Origin of the sequence: Actinomadura monticuli (assembly GCF_041463655.1) — a bacterium.
Taxonomy (GTDB): Bacteria; Actinomycetota; Actinomycetes; order Streptosporangiales; family Streptosporangiaceae; genus Spirillospora; species Spirillospora monticuli.
Genome location: NZ_JAXCEI010000010.1, coordinates 245607 through 266987, shown reverse-complemented (window position 1 = coordinate 266987; position 21381 = coordinate 245607). Strand labels below are relative to the sequence as shown.

Genomic DNA, 21381 nt, shown 5'->3' with positions numbered 1-21381 from the left:
CCGGATGGACTTCGGGGTGCAGCTCGGCGCCGTCAGCCCCCGGCTGTGGGGCGCGGTGGCCGAGGAGGCGGACCGGCTGGGGTTCGAGTCGGTGTGGATCCCCGAGCACCTGGTCCTGCCGGTCGGCGCGGCCGGGAGCCCGCACGAGGGGTCGGACCACCCGCCGATCCCCCCGGACGTCCCCGTCTTCGACGCCTTCGGCGTGCTGTGCCACCTGGCCGCGCGGACGAGCCGGATCAGGCTCGGCACGTGCGTGTACAACATCGGGCTGCGGCACCCGTTCGTGACGGCGCGGGCCGCGGCGACGGCGGACGTGCTGTCCGGCGGGCGGCTGGCGTTCGGCGTCGGAGCCGGCTGGCTGCGGGCGGAGTGGGAGGCGGCCGGGCTCGACTTCGACCGCCGCGGCGCGCGGATGGACGAGGCCCTCGCGGTCTGCCGCCGGCTGTGGAGCGAGCCCGTGGTGGAGCACCACGGGGAGCACTTCGGCTTCGGCCCCGTGGCGTTCGAGCCCAAGCCGGTGCAGCGGCCGGGGCCCGCGCTGCACATCGGCGGCGACGGGGCGGCGGCGCTGCGCCGGGCGGCCACCGTCGGCACGGGCTGGATGCCGATGAACCACACCCTCGACCGGCTCCCCCGCTCGCTGGAGCGGCTCGGCGAACTCGCCGAGCGCGCGGGCCGGACGTCCCCCGTCGAGGTCACGCTGCCGGGCGCGCGGATCTCCCGGCCCGAAGAGGTCGAGGCCCACGCCCGGGCCGGGGTCACGCGCCTGATCGTCGCCCCCTGGGCCCGGTCCCGGGAGGCGCTGGACGGCCTGCGCCGCTTCGCCGCCGAATTCCTCGCCTGACGGGCCGGGGCGGCGGCCCGGCCCGCTACCCGTCCCCGGCGGACCGGGCGCCCTCGAAGGTCCTGGCGGTGGCGATGCAGCTGAGGCGGTCGCCGTTGCCGGCGTCGCGCAGTTCCACCTGGGCGAGCCCGTCCCGCTGGCGGGCGGTGGCGACGACGGGGCCCACGCGGGCGGGCTGGACGTAGCGCAGGCCGAGCGAGCACAGCGTGCCCCCCGGCGCCAGCGACAGCGCCGCCTCCTCGGCGGCCAGCGCGATGAGCCCGCCGTTGACGGTGCCGGAGACGTTCAGGCCGTCCTCGGACCGGGGCAGGACCGCCACGCCCGGCGCGCGGCGCTCGCAGCCCGCGCGCTCGGCGAACGGCACGGCCAGCAGGTCCCCGCGCGCGGGCAGTTCGACGTCGAAGCTGGACGGCAGCCTCAGGCCGGGGTCGGGCGCCATCATGAACGAGGCGTTCGCGATCGCCAGCGGCCCGGCGGACGAGGTGAACTCGACCGACGAGACGAAAACCGAGCGGCCCACCTTGACGACCCTCGCGACGCCCTCGACGCCGCCGCCGGCGGGGGCCGGGCGGTACAGCTGCACGTCGAGTTCCAGGGTGACCGGCACGCGGGGCGTCGTGACCTGGGTGGCCAGCAGGCCGGTCAGGATGTCGGCCCACGCCGCCAGGATGGACGTGCGCAGGCGTGCCGTGCCCGGCGCGTGCATCACGGGGGTGATCGAGGCCGAACCGCGCAGGTCCTCGCCGTCCTTCCTGGTGGCGAAGCCCAGCTCGTCGAGCATGTACGTGCGCGCCGGCGACTCGTTGCCGATGGTCACTCCCCGTGCTCCTTCGTGTCGACGGGCCCTTGCAGCGCCGGGAGGACCTCCTCGGCGAAGAGCCGGATCGTCTCCGGCGTGCCGAAGTCGTGGAACTGGCAGACGAACAGCTCGGCGCCCGCCGCGCGCTCGCGGGACAGCGCGGCGGCGACCTCGTCGGGGGTCCCGGCGATCAGCCCGCCCCACGCGCCGAAGCGGCGGCGGGCCGTCTCGACGACCTCCTCGCGCGCCGCCGCGGAGGCGGCGAGGCCGATCGGGTGCTGCACCGAGACCCGGGCCGCGCCCGCCGAGGGGCGGAGCGCGGCGAGCCGGTCGACGGCGCCCGACGGGCAGTTCCACCAGTCGGCGCGACCGGCGACCAGCGGCATCGTGAGCGTCGGGCCGGCGCCGCCGAGGTGGATCGGGACCCGGCCCGCGAGGGGCCGCGGCCGGCAGATCGCGTTCCGCAGCGTCCAGTGCACGCCGACGAAGTCGACCGGGTCCCCCGTCCACAGGAGGCGGAGGATGTCGATCGTCTCGGCGAGCCGCCCGGCCCGGGCCGCCGGACCGGGATCGTGGAACCCGTAGTCGGTCAGCTCGCCGGCGACCGATCCCCAGCCCAGGCCGAGCTCCAGCCGCCCGCCGGACACCGCGTCGAGGCTCGCGGCCATCTTCGCCAGCACCGCCGGGTGGCGGAACTCCGCGCAGAGCACGAGGTGGCCGATGCGCAGTCGCTCGGTGCGCATGGCCGCCGCCGTGGCGACCGTCCAGGCGTCCAGCATGTCGAGGCCGCGGTCCACCGGAGGGGCCAGGTGGTCGATGAACCAGGCGGAGTGGAAGCCGGCCTCCTCCGCCGCCCGGACCCGCCGCTCGATGGCGGCGAAGTCCATCCGGACCTGCGGCAGGTAGAGGCCGGCGAGCGCCCGCTCCGGCGGACCGGACCGCCCGGTCACACCGGCAGGAGGCGGGACAGGTTGCCGCCCATGATCTTCGCCTTGGCGGACTCGTCGAGGTGGGCGAGGTCGTCGACGTAGGTGATCGGGTCGGCCTTGCCCTCGGGGTGGGGGAAGTCCGAGCCGAACAGCACCCGGTCGATGCCGAGCAGGTCGGCGAGCGCGGCCATGTCGTCCTCGATGAACGGGCTCACGTGGATCAGCCGGCGCATCTGCTCCACCGGGTCCTCCTGGAAGCCCTGCGGCATCTTCTTGAAGGTGGTCCGCAGCTTCTCCAGCAGCGGCCCCACCCAGGACGACCCGGTCTCGATCGTGGCGATCTTCAGGTCGGGGAAGCGGGACAGGCAGCCGTGGCAGATCAGCGACGCCACCGTGTCCTCGATCGCCCGCCACTGCCCGATCTCGCGGAAGGGCTGCAGGGTGAACGGCAGGTACTCGCGCTGCTTGCCCTCCCAGTCGGCGGTGTAGCGCTGGTAGCCGCTGTCGGACGAGTGGAACGCCACCATCGTCCCGCTGTCCTGGACGAGCTTCCAGAACGGGTCGAACTCCGGCAGCGCGACCGAGCGCGGGCCGGAGACGCCGAACGCGGGCGCGGGGCGGACCAGCACGACGCGCGCGCCGCGCTCCAGGCACCACTCCAGCTCCTTGACCGCCTCCTCCACGATCGGGAGGGTGATCACCGGGGCGGTGTAGATCCGGTCCCGGTAGTTGAACGACCAGACGTCGTCCAGCCAGCGGTTCAGGGAGTGGACGGCGGCGTGGGTGAGCTCCGGGTCGTCCCGCATCCGGTCCTCCAGGAGGCTGGCCAGCGTCGGGAACATCAGGCTCCGGGAGATGCCCTGCTCGTCCATCAACTCCAGCCGGGGCCCGGGCTCCCGGAACGCGGGGATCGACTCGATCGGCTTGCCGACGATCTCCCGGTAGGACTTGCCCTCCGGGTTCCCGTTCTTGAAGTAGTCCTCCTGCGCGCCCGGCCGGGCGACCTTCTCGAACGTCGGATTCGGGATGTACTCGCTGATCTGGCCCCGGATCGCGATCTTCGTCCGGCCGCGGACCTGCACGTACTCGATGGCGCCCTGGTACTCCTTCGGGAGGTACCGGGTGAAGGCGTCCTCGGTCTCGTACAGGTGGTTGTCCGCGTCGAACAGCGGGAACGGCAGCTCGCGTGACGGCATGAGAGTCACCTTTCGGAAATCGCGCGGTGATCGCGCTGGGCGCCCGGCGGGCCGGGCCGGTGTCGGGTCAGGGACGGGGGGCGGAGGTGGCCGGGTCGGCGACACCGATCCGGACGACGGCCCGGTCCTGGTAGAAGGCGATGTGGTCGCGCAAGGCGGCGACCTGGGGGTACGGCTCGGGGTACTCCCAGGCGACCGGGTCGGCGCCGTCCCGCGGCCGCCAGTACTTCGCCCGGCCCTTGAAGGGGCACCGCGACGTGTGGTCGGACGGGGCGAGGTGCTCGAACCGCACGTCGGCGCGCGGCACGTAGAGGACGAGGCCGTGGTCCTGCTCCTCGACCAGGAGCGCGGCCGTCGTCTCGGCCAGCGTCACCCCGTCGAGGGAGACGTGGACGAGGTTCCGTTTGCGGCGCACGTCCACGCGGTAGTCCGGCCGTTCGACGTAGCCCGACGGTTCCATCTCTTCTCCCCTCATCACGGGCGGCTCAGCGAGCCGTCGCGCACCTGCTCGCGCAGCCGGAACTTCTGGATCTTGCCGGTCGCGGTGCGCGGGAAGTCGGTGACCAGGTGCACCGACTCCGGCCACTTCTGCCGGGCGAGCCCGGCCGCGGCGAGGTGGGCCCGGACGTCGTCCAGCGACACCGGGCCGGCGCCCTCGTGCGGGCGGACCACCGCGGTGGCGTGCTCGCCCAGCCGCGCGTCGGGCTCGGCCACGACGCTGACCTCGGCGACCTGCGGCATGCCGAGCAGCAGCGACTCGATCTCCTGCGCGCTGATGTTCTCGCCGCCGCGGATGATGACGTCGGCGACGCGGTCGGTGATCGTGAGGTAGCCGTCGGCGTCCACGGCCCCCATGTCGCCGGTGCGGTACCAGCCGTCGGCGGTGAACGCGCGGGCGGTCAGCTCCGGGTCGGTGTAGCCGATGAAGCAGTCCGCGCCGCGGGTCAGGATCTCGCCGTCCTCGTCGAGGCGGAACTCGGCGCCGGGCAGGGCGCGGCCGTCGGTGCGGAGCCGCTTGTCCTCCGCGTCCGACAGCAGGCTGGCCGTGACGGACGGGTGCTCGGTGCTCCCGTAGGACCGGTAGACCGCGATGCCCGCGCCGGTGGCCCGCTCGGTGAACGCCTCCGGCACGCTCGCGCCGCCGAGCCCCATGTACGGGATCTGCGCCAGATGCGCGGGGGTGAAGTCGGGGTGGTCGAGCAGGCTGGTCAGGAAGTACGGCGGCCCGCCGGCGATGCCCAGCCCGTCCGCGGCCATCATGCGCAGGACCTCGGCCGGGTCCCAGCGGTCGATGAGCTGCACGGACTCGGAGCGCAGCAGCGGCAGCAGGAACGCGTTGATCATCCCCATGAAGTGGCCGACCGGGGTGCCGACGATCTGCGGCGGCCCGCCCCTGCCGTAGAAGTAGTCGGCCTGGCGCGCCTCCCAGCCGATCGTCTGGTGGCTGTGCACCACGCCCTTGGGGTTGAGCGTCGTGCCGGAGGTGAAGCCCACGATCGCCGGGGACTCGGGGTCGACGGCCTCCGGTTCCCGGAGCGGGTCGGCGTCCAGCAGCCGGTGGAAGGGCGTCGCGCCGCGGGGCAGCTCCCGTTCCGGGCGGTCGCTCACCACCAGCCACAGCGGCTCGGCGTCCCGTCCGGCGAGGAGCTCCGCGTACTGCTCCAGGTGGTCGGTGCGGCCGAAGCGGTCGGGGGTGACGACGACGTCGGGCCGGACGACGTCGAGGATGTAGCCGACTTCCTTGGGGCCGTAGAAGTGCACGACGGGGACGACGACCGCCCCGGCGTACGCCGCGGCGAAGAACGTGACGGCGGCCTCGGACCAGTTCGGCAGCTGCACGACGATGACCGAGCCGGGGCCGATGCCGCGCACCCGCAGCGCCCAGGCGAGCGAGCGCGCCGCCCGGTCCACGTCGGCGAGGGTGCCGTCGTAGGGGCGCACCGCGGATCCGACGAGGAAGCGGGATTTCGGGGCACCGGCCAGCCCGGCGGCGATCACCGAGCCGAGGGAGTCCCCGGTCCACCGGCCCTCGTCGCGGTAGCGCCGGGCGAGGCCGGCGGGAACCGTCCGGAGGCCCCAGCCTTCGAAAGCAGTGCGTGCGGTCACCGTGTCGCCTTCAGTCGTCGGTCCTCGCGGCGGGCGGTCCGCGCCCGCCGGTGCTGATGGCTGCCATCAAAGTATGTTTCGACGTCGAGGTCAATACCTGGGAGCCGCCTCATAGCGTCGTCCCCGACACCGGGGAGGTGCGGTCGAGCGGGCGGATCATCCCCTGCACGGTATAGGACGCGACCAGGCGCCCGTCCTCACCGTAAACGCGCCCCTCGCTCTGCGTCGCACCCCGTCCGGTGTACACGACCCGGTTGGCGTAGAGGAGCCATTGTGTGACGTCGACGTCGGAATGGTAGGCCACGGTGACGGCGGAGATGCCGGTGGAGATCGTCTTGTGGGCCATCGCCTCGCTGTAGCCGGCGTGCGGGCGCAGCGCGGCGGCGATCGTCCAGTGCGTCGTGGACTGCGTCATCAGGGCGGCGTGCAGGTATCCGGCCGGGGGCGGCGCGGCGAAGCGGATCCAGGCGAACAGCTCCGGCGGCCCGACATGCGCCGGGTCCCAGTCGTAGGCGTCGTCGACGACGCGGATCTCCCTGCCGCCGACCGTCATCTCCGGGGGGTCGAACGGGCGCAGCGCGTCCGGGCCGGGGACGCCGGGCATCGGCGCGGTGGAGGCGACCAGGTCGGCGGCGTCCGCGCCCATCAGGATCAGGCCCGTCGCGCGCAGCCTTCCCCGCTGCACCGCCCGCGCCTGGACGGTGGAGTAGGTCCGGCCCCGGTGCGGGACGTCCAGCTCGACGGTGATCTCCTCGTCGTGGCGGGCCGCCCGCGAGAAGACCATCGCCGCGGACGTGACGCGCTGCTCCGGGATCTCCTTGGCCGCGGCGACGACGGCGTCCGCGGCGAGCTGGCCGGCCTCCACCACGTTGCGGCCGGCGGGCCCGTGGGCGGGGGCCGTGTACCGTCCCGGCCCGGCCGGCCGGACGTCCATCAGCCGGAGCATCTCGTCCTGGTCCCAGGGCCTGGCCCGTTCGTCCCCCATCGCTTCCACTCCCCTTCGAATCCGACGAACACATCGACAACCGGCACCGGTGTGTTCCGGCGGCGTACAGCTCAACCTATGCCGCGCGGACACCTATTGACAACGACGTCGAAATCATGTGTGCTCGACGGACCGCGTACCGGGCGATGAGGAGGTACCGTGCCGGACGGCGTCCCGAAGATCCTGCGCTTCGTCGAGGGCTGGGGCCGGCGCGCCGGCCCGGTGCGCTGGTCGGTCCGCGACACGATCGCCTACGCCGTCGCGACCGGCGCCGACGCGCACAACGGCCGGGCGCTCGTCTGGGAGTCCGCGCCCGGCTTCGGAGCGCTGCCCACGTTCGCCACGCGCTTCGCGCACGACGCCCTCCTCCGCTTCGCCGCCGGCACGCAGGACGCCGGCCTCATGTCGTTCGCGCGCGCCGCCCGCGTCCGGGTGCACCGCCCGCTCCCCGCCGAGTGCGACGACGCCGTCGCCTCCGCCACGCTGGAGGTCGCCGAGCACACCGCCGGGCGGCTCGTGCTCCGGCTCGCCGTCGACACGTCCGCCGGCGGCGAGCCGCTCGCGACCTCCTCACTCGACGTGCACTTCCGCCTGCCGGGACCGAAGGGCGCGCGGCGCCCGCCCCCGCCCCCGCAGGAGGCCGGACAGGACGGCGACGGCTGGCGGGTCGAGGTGCGCGAGACCGTCCAGCCCTACCAGGCCGCCGTCTTCCGCACCCTCCTCGGGCCGGCGGCCGGCGGCGGGCTCCAGGACGCGATGCACATCGACCCGGCCGAGTCGCGCAAGCTCGGGCTGCCCGCGCCGGCGCTGCCGGGCGAGGTCACGCTCGGCATCGTCGCCCGGCTGGCCGTCGGCCACGCCGCGCGGCTCGGCGCCGGCGCGCTGCGCGGCGCCGCGGTCACCTACCTGAAGCCCGTGTCGGACGCCGACCGGCTCGTGATCGGCTTCGCCCCGGCCGGCGACGGCACGGTGCGCACCCGGGCCGTCAACGGCGACGGCCGCGTCGCGCTGCGCGGCGAACTGCACTTCCACCCCGACCCCGCACTCTGGGAAGCACCGTGAAACCCTCGTTCGAAGGCTCTCTCCCGCCGCTGGCGGAGCGCACCGTCACGCACGTCCTGCGCGAGCGCGCCGAGCGCCACCCCGACCGCCCCGCGCTCGCCGGGCCCGGCGCCGAGCTGGGCTACGGCCCCCTGATGGACGAGGCCGCGGCGATGGCCGGCGCCCTGTGCGCGTACGGCGTCCGGCCCGGCGACCGCGTGCTGCTGATGATGGACAACCACGTGGACGCGGTCGTCGCCTGGCTGGGGCTCACCTGCGCCGGCGCCGTCGAGGTGCCGGTCAACACCGCGTTCGACGGCGGCTTCCTGGACCATGTCGTCGGCGACAGCGGCGCCGTGGCCGCCATCGCCGACGAGCACTACCTCGGCCGGCTCGAAGCCGCCGACGGCGGCCGGCTGCGCGGCCGTACCATCGCCCACGCCCCGGCGGAGACGGGCCGCGGCCGGTTCGACCTGCCGCCCGGGGAGCCGGTCATCGCCGAGGCCCGTCCATGGGACATCGCAGCGCTCTTCTACACGTCGGGGACGACCGGGCCGAGCAAGGGCGTGCTCCTCCCCCACGCGCAGGCGTACGGGTACGCCAGCCCGGTCTACATCGGGGCGGTCGGGCACAACGACATCAGCCACGTGTCGCTCCCGCTGTTCCATGTGGGCGGCCAGCTGTGGGGCGTCTACAACGCGCTGATCGCCGGGGCCCGCGCCTACATCAGCCCCAGGTTCTCCGCGTCCGGCTTCTGGCGGGAGATCGCGGACAGCGGCTCGACCTTCGCCATCCTGACCGGCGCCATGGCCCGGTTCCTGGAGGCGCGGCCGCCGAGCCCGCTGGACCGGGCGAGCGGCCTGCGGAAGGTGTGCCTGGCGCCGGTCCCCGCCGACGCCGACGCGTTCTGCGAGCGGTTCGGGATCACCTACTGCGCCGGCTACGGCAGCACCGAGGCCGCGACGCCGCTCGCCGCCCCGCACGGGGTGTCGGGCGCCGGCGGCCTCGGCTGGGTGCGGCCGGGCTTCGACGCCCTGGTCGTGGACGAGCACGACATGCCCGTCCCGGACGGGCAGATCGGCGAGCTGGTCGTCCGGCCGCACGAGCCGTGGACCATGTTCCAGGGCTACGCCGGGCGCCCGGAGGCGACCGCCGAGGCGTGGCGCAACTCCTACTTCCACACCGGCGACGCCGTCCGCAGGATGCCCGACGGGGAGTTCTTCCTCGTCGACCGCATCCGCGACAGCATCCGCCGCCGCGGCGAGAACATCTCCTCGGTCGAGGTCGAGGCGGAGGCCAACACGCACCCGCGCGTCACCGACGCGGCGGCGGTCGGGGTGCCGAGCGAGCACAGCGAGGAGGAGGTCCTGCTGCTCGCGGTCGCCCATCCGGAGGGCCCGCCCGACCCGGCGGAGCTGTTCCGGTACCTGGCGGACCGGCTGCCGTACTTCGCGGTGCCCCGGTTCATCGCGTTCGTCCCCGAGCTGCCGCGGTCCGCGTCCAACAAGGTCATGAAGGGACCGCTGCGGGAGGCGGGCGTCCCGGCGGACGCGTGGGACGCCGAAGTCAACGGACTGCGCGCCACCCGGCGCGGCGTCATCGAGATCTGAAGGCGGTGCCCGAAGCATGGACGTCGGTCTGAGCGCCGAACAACACCAGCTCGTCGAATCCTTCACCGGCCTGTTCGCCGGCGCGTCGCCGCCGGAGCGGGTGCGGGCGGCCGAGCCGCTCGGCTTCGACGCCGGCCTGTGGGAGACCGTCCGGTCCGCCGGCGCCGTGCCCATGGCGGTCGGCGAGGACGCCGGCGGCTGGGGCGCCGGACCGCTCGACCTCGCGCTCCTCGCGGAGGTCCACGGGCGGTTCCTCGCACCCGTGCCGGTCATCGAGGCCCAGGTCGCGGCCCGGCTCCTCGCCCGGATCGGGACGCCGCGCGCCGGCGTCGCGCTGGCCGCGGCGCTGGCCGGGGAGCGCACCGTGACGGTGGCCGTCCATCCGGCGGCCGGCGGGACGGCCCGGCTCGTCCCGGCCGGAGCCGCGGCCGACGACGCGCTGGTCGTGGACGGCGACCGGCTGCTGCTCGTCCCGGCGCGCGGCGCGCCGGTCGCGAACCTCGGGTCGATGCCGCTCGCCGACCTGCCGCTGGGCCGGGACGCCGAGGTACTCGCCGGCGGGCCGGAGGCCGGGGCCGCCCACGAGGCGGCGCAGGACGAGTTCCTCCTCCTCACCGCCGCGGCCCAGGTCGGCATCGCGGCCCGCGCCCTGGAGATCGGCGTCGGGTACGTCAGCGAGCGGCGGGCGTGGAACGTTCCGATCGGCTCCTTCCAGTCGGTCGCCCACGCGCTCGCCGACTCGGCGGCGGCGATCGACGGCGCCCGCCTGCTCGTCCACGAGGCCGCCTGGGCGGCCACCGAGGACCCGGCGCGGTTCGCCGAACTCGCCGCCATGGCGTTCGCGTTCGCGGCCGAGACCGCGCGCGACGCCACCTACCGCAGCCTCCACTTCCACGGCGGCTACGGGTTCACCGACGAGTACGACGTCCAGCTGTACTACCGGCGCGCACGCGGATGGGCCGGTGTCTGCCTCGAACCGAACGCCGCCTACCGCCGGGCGGCCGACCGCCGCTACGGCCCCGCACGGATGGAACGGATGGAGAAGCAGTGGACTTCGGTCTAGGAGAGCGCGGCGAAGCGCTCCGCACGGAGGTCCGGGCGTTCCTGAAGGAGCACCTCACCCCCGAGCTCGCCGAGCGGTGCCACCGCACCGGCGTCGCCCACGACGCGGGGTTCGTCCGCGCCATGCACGAGGCGGGACTGCTCGCGCTGGGCTGGCCCGAGGAGTGGGGCGGGCGCCCCTGCGACCCGTTCGACCTGTGCGTCGTGGAGGAGGAGCTGAGCCGCGCCGACGCCCCCACCTACGGGGTCAGCACGACGCACATGGTGGCGCGCGCCATCCTGAAGTGCGGAGACGACGCCCAGCGGAGGCAGATCATCCCGAAGGCGGTGCGCGGCGAGGTCCTCATCGTGCTTGGGTTCACCGAGCCCGAATGCGGGTCGGACCTCGCCGCCGCGCGGACCCGCGCGGTCCGCGACGGCGACCACTGGGTGATCAACGGCTCCAAGATGTTCACCACCAACGCGCACATCGGCGACCACGTGTTCCTGCTCGCGCGGACCGACCCGTCCGCCGCCAAGCACGCGGGGCTGACCGTGTTCCTCGTGCCGCTCGACCAGCCCGGCATCGAGGTGCAGGCCGTCCGCACCGTCTCCGGCGAGCGGACGAACATCACCTACTACCGGGACGCGCGCGTCCACGACGCGTGGCGGATCGGCGAGGCCGGCGCCGGCTGGCGCGTCCTCGGCGAGGCCCTCCAGGAGGAGCACTCCACCGGCTTCGGCGCCTCGATGCTGCGGATGCTGGAGGCGGCGGAGGGCTGGGCCCGGACGGCGGCCTGCGAGCGGGGCCGGCCCCGCATCGCCGACCCCGACGTCCGGGAGCGGCTCGCGCGGTGCGCCGCCGAGGCGGAGGTCTCGCTGCTGCTCCAGCGCCGCGCGGCGGTGATGGCCCGGCAGGGCGCCGTCCCCGCCGCGGAGGGGCCGATGTCCAAGCTGTTCAGCTCCGAGGCGCTGACCCGTGCGGCCGAGGACCTGTTCGCCCTGCTCGGGCCGGACGCCGTGCGCAGCCACCTGTCCCCCGGCGCCCCGGAGGGCGGCCGGGTCGAGCACGCGCTGCGTTTCTCCCTCGGGACGACGATCTACGGCGGGACGAGCGAGATCCAGCGCGGCATCATCGCCCGCCGGGGGCTCGGGTTGCCCCGCTGAGCACGCGGACCGGCCGAGTACGCGAAGCGGCGCCGGCGCCCCTCCCAGGGAGCGCCGGCGCCGCTTCGCCGGGTCAGTTCCCGGCGGATTCCTCCGCCTGCCCGCCGCTCAGGTACGCCGACTGCAGCGCCTCCGACGAGGCGAGCAGCTCGGCGCCGGTGCCCGAGATCGCCAGCCGCCCGCGCCGCAGCACGTGACCGCGGTCGCTCACCGACAGCACCTGCGAGGCGTGCTGCTCGACGATGAGCACCGCCGTCCCGGCGTCGGCGGCGGCGCGCAACCGCTCCAGCAGCCGGGTCACGATCAGCGGGGCGAGGCCCAGGGACAGCTCGTCCACCAGCAGTAGGTCCGGCTTGGCCGCGAGGCTGCGGCCGAGCGCCAGCATCCGCTGCTCGCCGCCGGACAGCAGCCCGGCGCGGCGTTTGAGGAGCGGCTCCAGCTCGGGGAAGAGGGCGAGCGCGTCCTCGACCCGGCCGGGCCCGAGCTTCAGGTTCGCCAGCGTCGTCAGCCGGCTGAACACCGAGCCCTGCTCGCTGATGTAGGACACGCCGCGCCGGGCCCGCCGGTGCAGCGCGCCGCGCAGCGCGGCGCCCCGGTACCGGACGGTCCCCGACGTCGGCGCCAGCACCCCGGCGAGCGCGAGCAGCGTCGTGGTCTTGCCGGCCCCGTTGGGCCCGAGCAGCGCCACGACCTCGCCCTCGTCGATGTGCAGGTCCAGCGACCGGATCACGTCCGCGCCGGAGTACCCCGCGGACAACTTCTCGACGCTCAGCAGCATCGCCGTCACGCCCTCTCCCGCTCGGCCCGTGCCTCTTGCGGCCCGGCCTCATCCTCCGGTCCGGGGACCGCCTCTTGCGGCCCGGCCTCCGCGGCGGTGCCGAGGTAGGCGGCCACCACGGCCGGATCGCTCAGGATCTCCGCCGGCTCGCCGTCCGCGATCAGCCGCCCGAAGTTGAGGACGGCGACCCGGTCGGCGCACGTCCGCACGAACGACATGTCGTGCTCCACGACCAGGACGGCGATGCCCAGGGCGCCGGCCAGCCGCCGGATCAGCCGGGCCAGCTCGGCGGTCTCCTCCTCGCTGAGCCCGGCGGCGGGCTCGTCCAGCAGCAGCACGGCCGGGTCGGCGGCCACCGCGCGGGCGATGGCCAGCAGCCGGCGGCGGCCGTGCGGCAGCTCGTCCGGGAGCCGGTCCAGGTCGCCGGCGAGCCCGAACTCCTGGACGGCGGCCTCGCCGGCCGCCGTCAGCGCCGGCATGCGCGGCCTGACCAGGTCGGTGACGTACCGCAGCGGCGCCGGGCTCCCGGCCGTCACCAGGAGGTTCTCCAGGACGGTCAGGTCCTCGAACAGCTCCAGCGTCTGGAAGGAGCGGACCAGTCCGGCGCGGGCCCGGCGGGCGGCGCCCCAGTCCTCCAGCGCCGCGTCGCCGAGCCGGATCCGCGCGCCGCGGTCGGGGCGGACGAAGCCCGTCAGCGCGTCGATCACCGTCGTCTTCCCGGCGCCGTTCGGCCCGATCAGCGCCAGCACCTCGCCGTGGCCCACGTGCAGCCGCACGCCGTCCACCGCCGTGACGCGGCCGAAGCGGACGCTCAGGTCCGCGACGTCCAGGACGCGCTCCGCCGCCGGGCGCTCCCGGCGAGCCGCGTCCGCGGCGCCCGCCGCCGGGGCCCGTGCGGCACCGGCCGGGGACGCGCCGCGCGCGGCGGGCCTGAACCGGTCGCGCACCAGCGTGGCGAACCGGACCTGCTCGAACGCCATCCCGCTGGGGTTGGCGAGGATGATGACGAGCAGCATCGCGCCCGAGACGATCTCCAGCGCGTTGGTGCCGAGCCCGAAGGAATGGATGATCTGCCCGCCGATGCCGCCGGGGGCGAACGTGCCGCCGCCGATCGCGCCGATCACGAAGCCGATCCCGCCGATCACCGTGTACACGACCAGCTGGACGGACGAGAACGGCGAGAACTCGGTGAGCACCAGGTTCCGCTGCCGGAACGCGAGCAGGACGCCGCCGAGCGCCGCGAGGGCGGCGCCGAGCGCGAACGCGTAGACCTTGATGGTCGCGCCGTCCAGCCCGAGCGCCGCGGCGGCCCGCTCGTTGCTGCGCAGCGCGATCATCCGCAGCCCGGTCCAGCCGCGCCGCACGTTCGCCACCGCGACGCACACCGCGATGAGCAGCGCGAGCGTGACGAAGGCGAGCCGGCGCGGATGGTCGAAGCCGTCGATGGCCCAGCCGAACAGGCTCAGCGTGCCGATGTCGATGCCGGCCATCCCGCCGGTGAGGGCGGGGTTCTGCAGGATCAGCTGGGACAGCACGACCGACAGCCCGAAGGTGAGCAGCGCGAGGTTCACCCCCCGCGTCCGCAGCGCCGGGACCGCGATGACGACCCCGACGACCATGGTGATGGCCACGGCCGCGACCAGTGCGGGGACGAACGGCCACGACTGCGTCTGGATCAGCTTCCCGGCGATCCACGCCCCGGTGCCGGCGAGGCCCATCTGGGCGAGGGAGATCTGCCCGGTCAGGCCGGTGACCACCACCAGCGACAGGCAGATGATCGCGGCGGCGAGGCTGACCTGGACCGAGGCCGCCCACGCGGGCGGCACCGCCAGGATGACGACCGCGGTGATCCCGGTGGCGACGAGCAGGCCCGGGAGGGAGATCCGGCCCGAGCCGAGCACCGGGAGCCGGTCGAGCAGCTCGCCGCGGACGGGCAGGTTGCGGCCCGCGACGAACAGCACCACCACGATCATCAGGAACGCGGCCGAGTGGGACACCGACTGGGCGGTGAACGCGCCGAACAGCAGCCGCTCGTCGGAGACGACGGGCGCCAGCGGGCCCTCGTCCACGATGTAGCGGCCGAGGAGCGTCTCGACCAGGCCGATGACGAGCGCCGCCGCGAGGGTCTTCCAGAACGAGTAGAAGCGGCCGACGAGCGCCGCCGCCAGCGAGCGCAGGACGATCAGCGCGAGCGCCTCGACGCTGAGGAACAGGATCGGCGCGACCAGGACGCCGGCGAGGGCCGCCAGCACGGCGCCGATCATCCAGTTGACCGTGGCGACGAGGTCCGGCGACTTGCCGAGCGCCGCCGCCGCGACCGGGTTCTCCGCGACCGCCTCGGTCGTCCGCCCGAAGGACGTCCAGCGGAACAGCGCGACGAGGCCGAGCGTGAGCGCGCCCGCGATGCCGATGATCCAGAAGCGGTCCTCGCCGATCCCGGCGCCGTCCCCGAAGAGATGGTGGACCGAGTGCGGGAGCGGGGACACGACGAGGTCCTGTCCCCGCCCCCACAGCTGGTAGCCGATTCCGACCAGCAGCGCGAAGACGCCCAGGGTCGCGACGAGCCGCACCAGCGCCGAGGCGCGCCGCAGGTGCTTCATCAGCAGCAGGTGGGTGGCGCCGCCGAGCACCGCGGGGACGCCCAGGGCGAGCGCCCACGCGGCGGGCTGCGGCAGCCCGAGGTCGGGCGCGACGCGGAAGAACAGGTAGGCGCCGATCATGCTGTAGGCGCCCTGCGCGAAGTTCACGACTCCGCTGCCGCGGTAGATGAGTACGAGGCCCTGGGCCGTGAGGGCGTAGACCGCCCCCACGGACAGTCCCAGGATGACGAAGGTGAGCAAGTCGTTCATGGGCGAGGCTCCCGGCCTGTCCGGTTACTTCTTCGCGAGCTCGTTCAGGTCGGTGAACTCACCGCCGGCGGGCGCGTTGATCTGGCCGTCCTTGACGACCTGGAACTGCACGGTCGCCCGCGGGAGCTGCGGCAGCTTGAGGAAGTTCGGCGTGCCGTAGGTGAAGTCGGGGGCGACGCCGATGGAGACCTTGCTGCCCTTGAGCGAGGCCATCAGCGCGGGGCCGCTGATCTCCTTGGTGGTGCCGAGCCGGTCCGCCACGAAGTGGACCGCCGCCCAGGCGTTGATGGCGAACTCGGTGCCCTCGATCTGCCCGTCGCCGTACTTCTCGATCTCGTCCCGGAACTGCTTGATCTTCGGGTTCGCGGTGTTGGTCGCGGCGTCGTAGTCGCTGATCACGATGGTGCCCTCGGCCGCGTCGCCCATCTTCGCCAGCGACGCCTCGGACACCGCGGTCGCGACGACCGCGATCTTGCCCTTGTAGCCGGCCTGGCGCAGGCCCACGATCGTCTTGCTGGTGACGTCGGTGGAGGCCAGCAGCGCGACGCCGTCCGGCTTGTCGCCGACGATCTGGCTGAAGTGCGAGGTGAGGTCGGCGGAGGCGTCGAACGGCAGGTAGTAGGCGCCCTTCAGGTCGGACTCCGAGCCGAGCAGGGCCTTGACGTACTTGGGCACCAGGCGCCCGGACGGGCTGTCGCCGGTCACGACGGCGACCGTCTTGGCGCCGGCGTCCTGGAGCGCGGCGCCGGTGGCCGCCGACAGCATCGGCGAGCCGCCCTCGAGGGGGAAGGAGGCCGGGTTCACGAAGTCCTGCTCGGTCTGGACCTGCGTGCCCACCAGCGGGATCGACGCCGCCTGGAACGCCTGGACGACCGCGTCCGAGGACACGTACTTGCCGACGGTGGCGACCACCTTCTTGTCGATGGCCTCGCGGGCGCACTTCACCGCGGCGTTGGGGTCGGTCACGGTCGAGGCCTCGCAGTCGATCAGCTTGAGCGGGCGCGCCTCGCCGCCGCCGGCCGGCTTCACGCCGCCCGCGTCGTTCACCGCGTTGACCGCGGCCCGCGCGGCCTTCAGCAGTTCGGGCTGGTAGATGGGGCCGGGGCCGGAGGCGATCACCGACAGGTTGATCGGCTCCCCGGCGAGGCTCTTGCCGTACTCGGCATCGGAGCCGGAGTCGGAGCAGGCGGTGGCGGCGGCCGTCGCCAGGGCCGCGACGGCGGCGACGGAGAGGAAGCGACGCACGGTGGAACTCCCAACTGTCTGCGCGGAGGCGCGCGTTCTGATGAACCCGCCCGGGCCGGCCGGCGGCCGCAGGAGCCGTCCGGACTGGACGGCGGCACCGATCGCCGCGGCGAATTGCCATGAAGCTAACAGGATTTGACGTCGATATCAATAACAGTTAGGTCTCCCGATCCGCACCCTCTCAACACGTTGGACACGGAAGACGGCAAGAATCTACCCTCTCCCGCAGAGTGGGCCAACCGTGTATTTTGACGTCGACGTTAATGAGTGACGGGTGAACACCCCGGTGTGAGGAGACGACCATGACCGCGCCCCGGATCTACCACGTCGGCATCGTGGTCGACGCCCTCGAACCGGCGATGGAGCAGCTCGGCGCCGCGGCGGGCGTGACATGGGGCCGGGTGCAGCGGTTCGCGGCCGGGTTCGGCACGCCCGCGGGCCCCCGCACGTACGACCAGGAGTTCGTCCTGTCCCTGGAGGGCCCGCCCTACATCGAGCTGCTCGTGCGGGTGCCCGGCAGCGTGTGGGAGCGGACCGGCCTGCACCACCTCGGCATGTGGAGCGACGACGTGCCCGGCGATTCCGCGGGGCTCGAAGCGGGCGGCTGCGCGTGGGAGGCCGCGCTCCTGGACGCCGAGGGCCGGCGGGCGGGCGGCTGCTACCACGTCCTGCCGGCCCTCGGCGCGCGGGTGGAACTCGTGTCCCGCGCCGCGAGCGCCCCGCGCCTGGAGCGCTACCTGGCGGGCGGCGACTACCGCTGACCGCGCCGCGGAGGCCGGGGACCCGCGGGTGCCCCCGGCCTCCGGACGCCGCCGGAGCGTGGACTCAGGCGCGCGCAGAGGCGCGGGCGGCGAGGAACTCCCAGGTGCGCTCGGCGTCGGCGGGGGTGGCTGCCAGGACGTGGGCGGCGAAGTCCGTGACACCGCTCGCCGCGAACTCGTCGAGGCGCCTGGCCGCCTCGTCCGGCGAGCCGACGATGGCGAGCTCGGCCACCCCGCCCACGCCCTCCCGTGCCAGCACCTTCCGGTAGGACGGGAAGCGGTCGTTGGCGCCGAGCACGGCGTGAATGTGCTCGCGCGTCCGCGCCGCGTCGCCGGTCACGCAGATCGGCAGCGCCGCCACGATCCGGAACGGCTCGCCCGGCGGCCGGCCGCGCAGCGCCGGGCGGATCACGTCGGTGATCGTCCGCGGCCCGGCGGCCCAGGTGACGACGCCGGCCGCCACCTCCGCGGCCAGTGCGGCCATCGCCGGGTTGACCGCGCCCAGCAGGATCGGCGTCGGATCGCCGCCGACGACGACGCGCCGGCCGCCGCCCGCCATGACGGACGCCAGCTCCGCCACGTAGCGGCGGGTGGCCGCGATCGGCGGCGCCCACTCCAGCCCGAACGCGTCCCGGACCAGCGCCTCGTGGGACGGGCCGATGCCGAGCGCCAGCCGTCCCCCGAGCACCTCCTGGACCGTCGCCACCTGCTGCGCGAGGGCGAACGGCGGGCGCAGCGGCATCGGCACCACGGCCGTGCCGAGCTCCACGCCCGGCACCTCGCGGCCGGCGACGGCGAAGGCCGTGAGCGTGTCATGGCCGGTGAGCATCGGCGCCCAGTAGCCGGCGAGGCCGGTCTCGGCGACCCGGCGCACCTGCTCGACGACGCCGTCGACCCGTCCGCGCATGGTGAGTCCCGAATGAATGGCGATGCGCATGCTGTTGCCTTCCTCCGTCACTGCGTCCGTACGGCCTGGTCTCAGTAGGACTTGGGCAGCCCGAGGACGTGCTCGCCGATGTAGTTGAGCACCATCTCCTGGCTGACCGGCGCGATGCGCATGAGGCGGGACTCCCGGAAGTAGCGCTCGACGTGGTACTCGCGCGCGTATCCGTATCCGCCGTGCGTCTGGACGGCCGCGTCGGCCGCCTGGAAACCGGCGTCGGCGCACAGCCATTTCGCCGTGTTCGCCTCCTTCCCGCACGGCTCCCCCGCGTCGTAGCGGGCGGCGGCGTGCCGGGCCGCCAGTTCCGCGGCGTCCAGCCGCATCGACGCCTCGGCGAGCGGGAAGGCGATCCCCTGGTTCTTCCCGATCGGGCGGCCGAACACGACCCGCTCCCCGGCGTACCGCACCGCGCGGCGCAGCGCCGCCCGGCCGATGCCGAGCGCCTCGTGGGCGAGCAGGATCCGCTCGGGGTTGATGCCGTCCAGCAGGTAGGCGAACCCGCGGCCCTCCTCCCCCACCAGGGCCGACCCGGGCACCCGGAAGTCGTCCAGGAACACCTCGTAGGACGACACCGCGTTGCGGCCCATCTTCGGGATCGCCCGCATCTCGATGCCGCCCCCGGTGAGGTCGACGACGAACATCGACAGCCCGTCGGTCGGCCGCCGCCCCTCCCGCGGCTCGCTCGTGCGCGCCAGCAGCACCGCCTTCTGGGACTGCGCCGCCTTCGTGATCCAGACCTTCCGGCCGTTGATCACGTAGTCGGCGCCGTCCCGCCGGGCGAAGGTGCGGATGCGGCTCGTGTCCGAGCCCGCGTCGGGTTCGGTGATGGCGAAGCAGACGTGCAGGTCGCCGGTGGCGGCGGCCGGGAGCAGCTCGCGGCACAGCCGCTCGCCGCCGTGCTTCGCCACCAGGTTGAGGCCGAAGATCGTGAGGTGGAACGGGCTGCAGCCGTTCATGCCGGCCCCGGACGCGGCGATCTCGTAGACCATGGACGACGCGGCCGAGATGCCGAGCCCGGCGCCGCCGTACTCGGCCGGGATCGCGATGCCGAGCCAGCCCGCCGACGCGAACGCCTCGTAGAACTCCCAGGGGAACCGCGTCTCCTGGTCGACCTCCGCCCAGTAGGCGTCGTCGAACCGGCCGGCCACCTCCCGGACGGCCGTGCGCAGCTCCTCGTCGGTGAGCCGCTCGTCGGCGGCGGCGTCGTCCGCCGCGCCGGGTGCGGGCTTCTCGGTCATGGGCGTTCCTCCTCGGCTTGCACGATGCTGGTCTGTCACGGGCGCGGCGCCGGTGCGCCGGGCGCGGCCGCCGTCAGCGCACCGAGCGCCCGCCGTCGACGTAGAGGACCTGGCCGGTCACGTACCCGGACTCCTCGGCCGCCAGGAAGAGCGCGGCGTTCGCGATGTCCGCGGGGCTCCCCACGCGCCGCATCGGGAGCCCGGCCGCCACCTCCGCCAGCCGCCGCTCCACGGGGACGCCGATGCGCTCGGCCGTCGCGCGGGTCATCTCGGTGTCGACGAAGCCGGGGCCGATCGAGTTGACGGTGATGCCGAACGGCCCGAGCTCGATGGCGGTCGTCCGGGTGAACCCCTGGATCCCCGCCTTCGCCGCGGAGTAGTTCGCCTGGCCGCGGTTGCCGAGCGCGGCGGTCGAGGAGACGTTGATCAGCCGTCCGTAGCGCCGCTCGACCATGATCCGCTGGGCCGCCCGGGTGACGAGGAACGTGCCGCGCAGGTGGACGGCCATGACCGTCTCCCAGTCGTCCTCGGTCATCTTGAACAGCAGGTTGTCGCGGGTGACCCCGGCGTTGTTGACGGCGATGTCGAGGCCGCCGAACTCCCGGACGAGCCGCTCCAGCGCCGCGTCCACCTGGGCGGCGTCGCCGACGTCCGCGCCGAGCCCGATGGCCCGCCCGCCCTCGGCCGCGACGGCGGCCACGGTCTCGGCGGTCATGTCCTCCTTGAGGTCGAGGACGCCGACCCGGGCTCCGGCGCGGGCGTACCGGCGGGCGATCTCCGCTCCGATGCCGCGGGCCGCGCCCGTCACCAGCGCGACGCGGCCGTCGAGGTTGGTCATGATGAGTCAGCTCCGTGTTCTCTGTGGTCGGCGGTCCCGCCTCGCGTGAGCGCGCGGACGGTCTCGCGATGGGCGTCGGTCTCCAGCAGCCGGACGTGCCATTCGGCTTCGGCGTCGGCGCAGGTGTCCAGGTCGTTGCCGCGGGCGCGGGCCACGTGGCCCTTCATGGCGCGGAGGGCGTCCGGTGAGGCGGCCGCCAGGCGTCCGGCGAGCTTCGCGACGTGGGCGCGCAGTTCCTCGCCGGGGACCACGTCGGTCACCAGGCCGAGGTCGCGCGCGCGGGCCGCCGGCAGGGGCGGCGAGAAGTACAGCAGTTCCAGCGCCCGCGCGGGCCCGGCCAGGCGGTGCAGGAGCCAGCTGCAGCCGAAGTCGCCGGCGAGGCCGAGCCGGCCGAACCCGGTGCGCAGCGTCGCCGCGGGGCTGGCGTAGCGCAGGTCGCAGGCGAGGGCGAGGCCGAGACCCGCGCCGACGGCCGGGCCGTCGAGCAGCACGATGGTCGGCTTGCCCAGAGCGTGGAGCCGGCCGACCGTGGCGCGCTGCAGGGCCTTCTGGGCCGCGAGGCGCACGCCCGGCTCGCCGGCCGGGCCGAAGATGCTCTCCCCGGCGGCGAGCCGGCCGAGGTCGCCGCCCGCGCAGAAGGCGCCGCCCGCGCCCTCCAGCACCACGACGCGGACGTCCTCGTCCCGGTCGGCGACGTCGAGCATCGCGGCCAGGGCCTCGAGCATCTCCCGCGAGAGGGCGTTGCGGACGTCCGGGCGGTCGAGCGTCAGGGTCAGCACCCCGGCGGCCCGGGACGCGCGAAGGTGCCCGGTGCCCGTCCCGACGGGCCCGTCCGGCCGCGCGCCGGGCGCCGCCGCATCCCAGTTATTTGACATAGACGTCGAAATTATAATGAGACGGGCGCCCGGTCAATCCCGCGGTGCTCAGCCGCACGAGCAGCGAGGACATGACTCGACATCAACGTCAAGCTTGTGCATAGGATCGGGCCGGCGGGGCCGCGCCCGCGCCCGC

The 21381-nt window shown here is 74.3% G+C and carries 19 protein-coding genes; 6 read left to right on the top strand and 13 right to left on the bottom strand.

The features are described from left to right. The first annotated feature begins 4 nt into the window (after positions 1-4). On the top strand, positions 5-844 hold the full coding sequence (locus SM611_RS23680; RefSeq protein WP_371952087.1) for a TIGR03619 family F420-dependent LLM class oxidoreductase: 840 nt from the start codon (positions 5-7) through the stop codon (positions 842-844). 25 nt (positions 845-869) lie between these two features. Here SM611_RS23680 and SM611_RS23675 read toward each other — a convergent pair whose 3' ends face one another. The 6 genes from SM611_RS23675 to SM611_RS23650 form a co-directional block, all read right to left on the bottom strand. Then, positions 870-1661: a PaaI family thioesterase gene (locus SM611_RS23675; protein WP_371952086.1), complete on the bottom strand. Its 792-nt coding sequence runs from the start codon at positions 1659-1661 to the stop codon at positions 870-872. After that, complete coding sequence (locus tag SM611_RS23670) at positions 1658-2593, bottom strand: LLM class flavin-dependent oxidoreductase (protein ID WP_371952085.1); 936 nt, start codon at positions 2591-2593, stop codon at positions 1658-1660. The genes SM611_RS23675 and SM611_RS23670 overlap by 4 nt, the downstream gene beginning before the upstream one ends. Then, positions 2590-3768 (bottom strand): amidohydrolase family protein, encoded by a 1179-nt coding sequence (locus SM611_RS23665; RefSeq protein ID WP_371952084.1) that lies wholly within the window; start codon positions 3766-3768, stop codon positions 2590-2592. Before SM611_RS23665 ends, SM611_RS23670 begins: the two co-directional genes overlap by 4 nt. 67 nt (positions 3769-3835) lie before the next feature. Beyond that, a complete protein-coding gene (locus SM611_RS23660) occupies positions 3836-4228 on the bottom strand; it encodes a DUF427 domain-containing protein (protein WP_371952083.1) in 393 nt (130 codons plus the stop codon). Positions 4229-4242: 14 nt separating this feature from the next. After that, positions 4243-5874, bottom strand: a complete 1632-nt coding sequence (locus SM611_RS23655) for an AMP-binding protein (protein WP_371952082.1) — start codon at positions 5872-5874, stop codon at positions 4243-4245. 109 nt (positions 5875-5983) lie between these two features. Next, positions 5984-6859, bottom strand: a complete 876-nt coding sequence (locus tag SM611_RS23650; protein ID WP_371952081.1) for an acyl-CoA thioesterase — start codon at positions 6857-6859, stop codon at positions 5984-5986. 159 nt (positions 6860-7018) lie between these two features. Between SM611_RS23650 and SM611_RS23645 the strand changes: the two genes are divergently transcribed. The 4 genes from SM611_RS23645 to SM611_RS23630 are packed head-to-tail and all read left to right on the top strand — an operon-like array spanning position 7019 to position 11718. Continuing rightward, a complete protein-coding gene (locus SM611_RS23645; protein ID WP_371952080.1) occupies positions 7019-7921 on the top strand; it encodes a MaoC family dehydratase in 903 nt (300 codons plus the stop codon). Then, positions 7918-9510, top strand: a complete 1593-nt coding sequence (locus SM611_RS23640; protein WP_371952079.1) for an AMP-binding protein — start codon at positions 7918-7920, stop codon at positions 9508-9510. Before SM611_RS23645 ends, SM611_RS23640 begins: the two co-directional genes overlap by 4 nt. A 16-nt stretch (positions 9511-9526) precedes the next feature. After that, a complete protein-coding gene (locus tag SM611_RS23635) occupies positions 9527-10573 on the top strand; it encodes an acyl-CoA dehydrogenase family protein (RefSeq protein WP_371952078.1) in 1047 nt (348 codons plus the stop codon). Next, on the top strand, positions 10558-11718 hold the full coding sequence (locus SM611_RS23630) for an acyl-CoA dehydrogenase family protein (RefSeq protein ID WP_371952077.1): 1161 nt from the start codon (positions 10558-10560) through the stop codon (positions 11716-11718). Before SM611_RS23635 ends, SM611_RS23630 begins: the two co-directional genes overlap by 16 nt. Before the next feature lie 73 nt (positions 11719-11791). Here the strand turns inward: SM611_RS23630 and SM611_RS23625 are convergent, their stop codons facing one another. The 3 genes from SM611_RS23625 to SM611_RS23615 are packed head-to-tail and all read right to left on the bottom strand — an operon-like array spanning position 11792 to position 16590. Next, entirely contained in the window at positions 11792-12496 is a 705-nt protein-coding gene (locus tag SM611_RS23625; RefSeq protein WP_371952162.1) for an ABC transporter ATP-binding protein, read from the bottom strand. A 5-nt stretch (positions 12497-12501) separates the two neighbouring features. Beyond that, complete coding sequence (locus SM611_RS23620) at positions 12502-15345, bottom strand: ABC transporter permease subunit (protein ID WP_371952076.1); 2844 nt, start codon at positions 15343-15345, stop codon at positions 12502-12504. A 24-nt stretch (positions 15346-15369) separates the two neighbouring features. Then, positions 15370-16590, bottom strand: a complete 1221-nt coding sequence (locus SM611_RS23615; RefSeq protein WP_371952075.1) for an ABC transporter substrate-binding protein — start codon at positions 16588-16590, stop codon at positions 15370-15372. Between the two features lie 302 nt (positions 16591-16892). Here SM611_RS23615 and SM611_RS23610 point away from each other — a divergent pair, with 302 nt between their 5' ends. After that, positions 16893-17351: a VOC family protein gene (locus tag SM611_RS23610; RefSeq protein ID WP_371952074.1), complete on the top strand. Its 459-nt coding sequence runs from the start codon at positions 16893-16895 to the stop codon at positions 17349-17351. 64 nt (positions 17352-17415) lie between these two features. Here SM611_RS23610 and SM611_RS23605 read toward each other — a convergent pair whose 3' ends face one another. From SM611_RS23605 to SM611_RS23590, 4 genes are all read right to left on the bottom strand, one after another. Further along, complete coding sequence (locus SM611_RS23605) at positions 17416-18288, bottom strand: LLM class flavin-dependent oxidoreductase (protein ID WP_371952073.1); 873 nt, start codon at positions 18286-18288, stop codon at positions 17416-17418. A gap of 41 nt (positions 18289-18329) precedes the next feature. After that, positions 18330-19532 carry an acyl-CoA dehydrogenase family protein gene (locus SM611_RS23600; protein ID WP_371952072.1) on the bottom strand — a complete coding sequence of 401 codons (1203 nt, stop codon included), beginning with the start codon at positions 19530-19532 and terminating at the stop codon, positions 18330-18332. A gap of 73 nt (positions 19533-19605) precedes the next feature. Beyond that, entirely contained in the window at positions 19606-20370 is a 765-nt protein-coding gene (fabG, locus tag SM611_RS23595; protein ID WP_371952071.1) for a 3-oxoacyl-ACP reductase FabG, read from the bottom strand. Next, positions 20367-21245 (bottom strand): enoyl-CoA hydratase-related protein, encoded by an 879-nt coding sequence (locus SM611_RS23590; protein ID WP_371952070.1) that lies wholly within the window; start codon positions 21243-21245, stop codon positions 20367-20369. Before SM611_RS23590 ends, fabG begins: the two co-directional genes overlap by 4 nt. Between the last annotated feature and the right edge of the window lie 136 nt (positions 21246-21381).

Coding starts and splice junctions, on each gene's coding strand:
- SM611_RS23590 (WP_371952070.1), bottom strand. CDS start 21,245: ATGTCAAATAACTGGGATGCGGCGGCGCCCGGCGCGCGGCCGGACGGG.
- SM611_RS23625 (WP_371952162.1), bottom strand. CDS start 12,496: ATGCTGCTGAGCGTCGAGAAGTTGTCCGCGGGGTACTCCGGCGCGGAC.
- SM611_RS23660 (WP_371952083.1), bottom strand. CDS start 4,228: ATGGAACCGTCGGGCTACGTCGAACGGCCGGACTACCGCGTGGACGTG.
- fabG (WP_371952071.1), bottom strand. CDS start 20,370: ATGACCAACCTCGACGGCCGCGTCGCGCTGGTGACGGGCGCGGCCCGC.
- SM611_RS23605 (WP_371952073.1), bottom strand. CDS start 18,288: ATGCGCATCGCCATTCATTCGGGACTCACCATGCGCGGACGGGTCGAC.
- SM611_RS23665 (WP_371952084.1), bottom strand. CDS start 3,768: ATGCCGTCACGCGAGCTGCCGTTCCCGCTGTTCGACGCGGACAACCAC.
- SM611_RS23620 (WP_371952076.1), bottom strand. CDS start 15,345: ATGAACGACTTGCTCACCTTCGTCATCCTGGGACTGTCCGTGGGGGCG.
- SM611_RS23680 (WP_371952087.1), top strand. CDS start 5: ATGGACTTCGGGGTGCAGCTCGGCGCCGTCAGCCCCCGGCTGTGGGGC.
- SM611_RS23600 (WP_371952072.1), bottom strand. CDS start 19,532: ATGACCGAGAAGCCCGCACCCGGCGCGGCGGACGACGCCGCCGCCGAC.
- SM611_RS23650 (WP_371952081.1), bottom strand. CDS start 6,859: ATGGGGGACGAACGGGCCAGGCCCTGGGACCAGGACGAGATGCTCCGG.
- SM611_RS23635 (WP_371952078.1), top strand. CDS start 9,527: ATGGACGTCGGTCTGAGCGCCGAACAACACCAGCTCGTCGAATCCTTC.
- SM611_RS23610 (WP_371952074.1), top strand. CDS start 16,893: ATGACCGCGCCCCGGATCTACCACGTCGGCATCGTGGTCGACGCCCTC.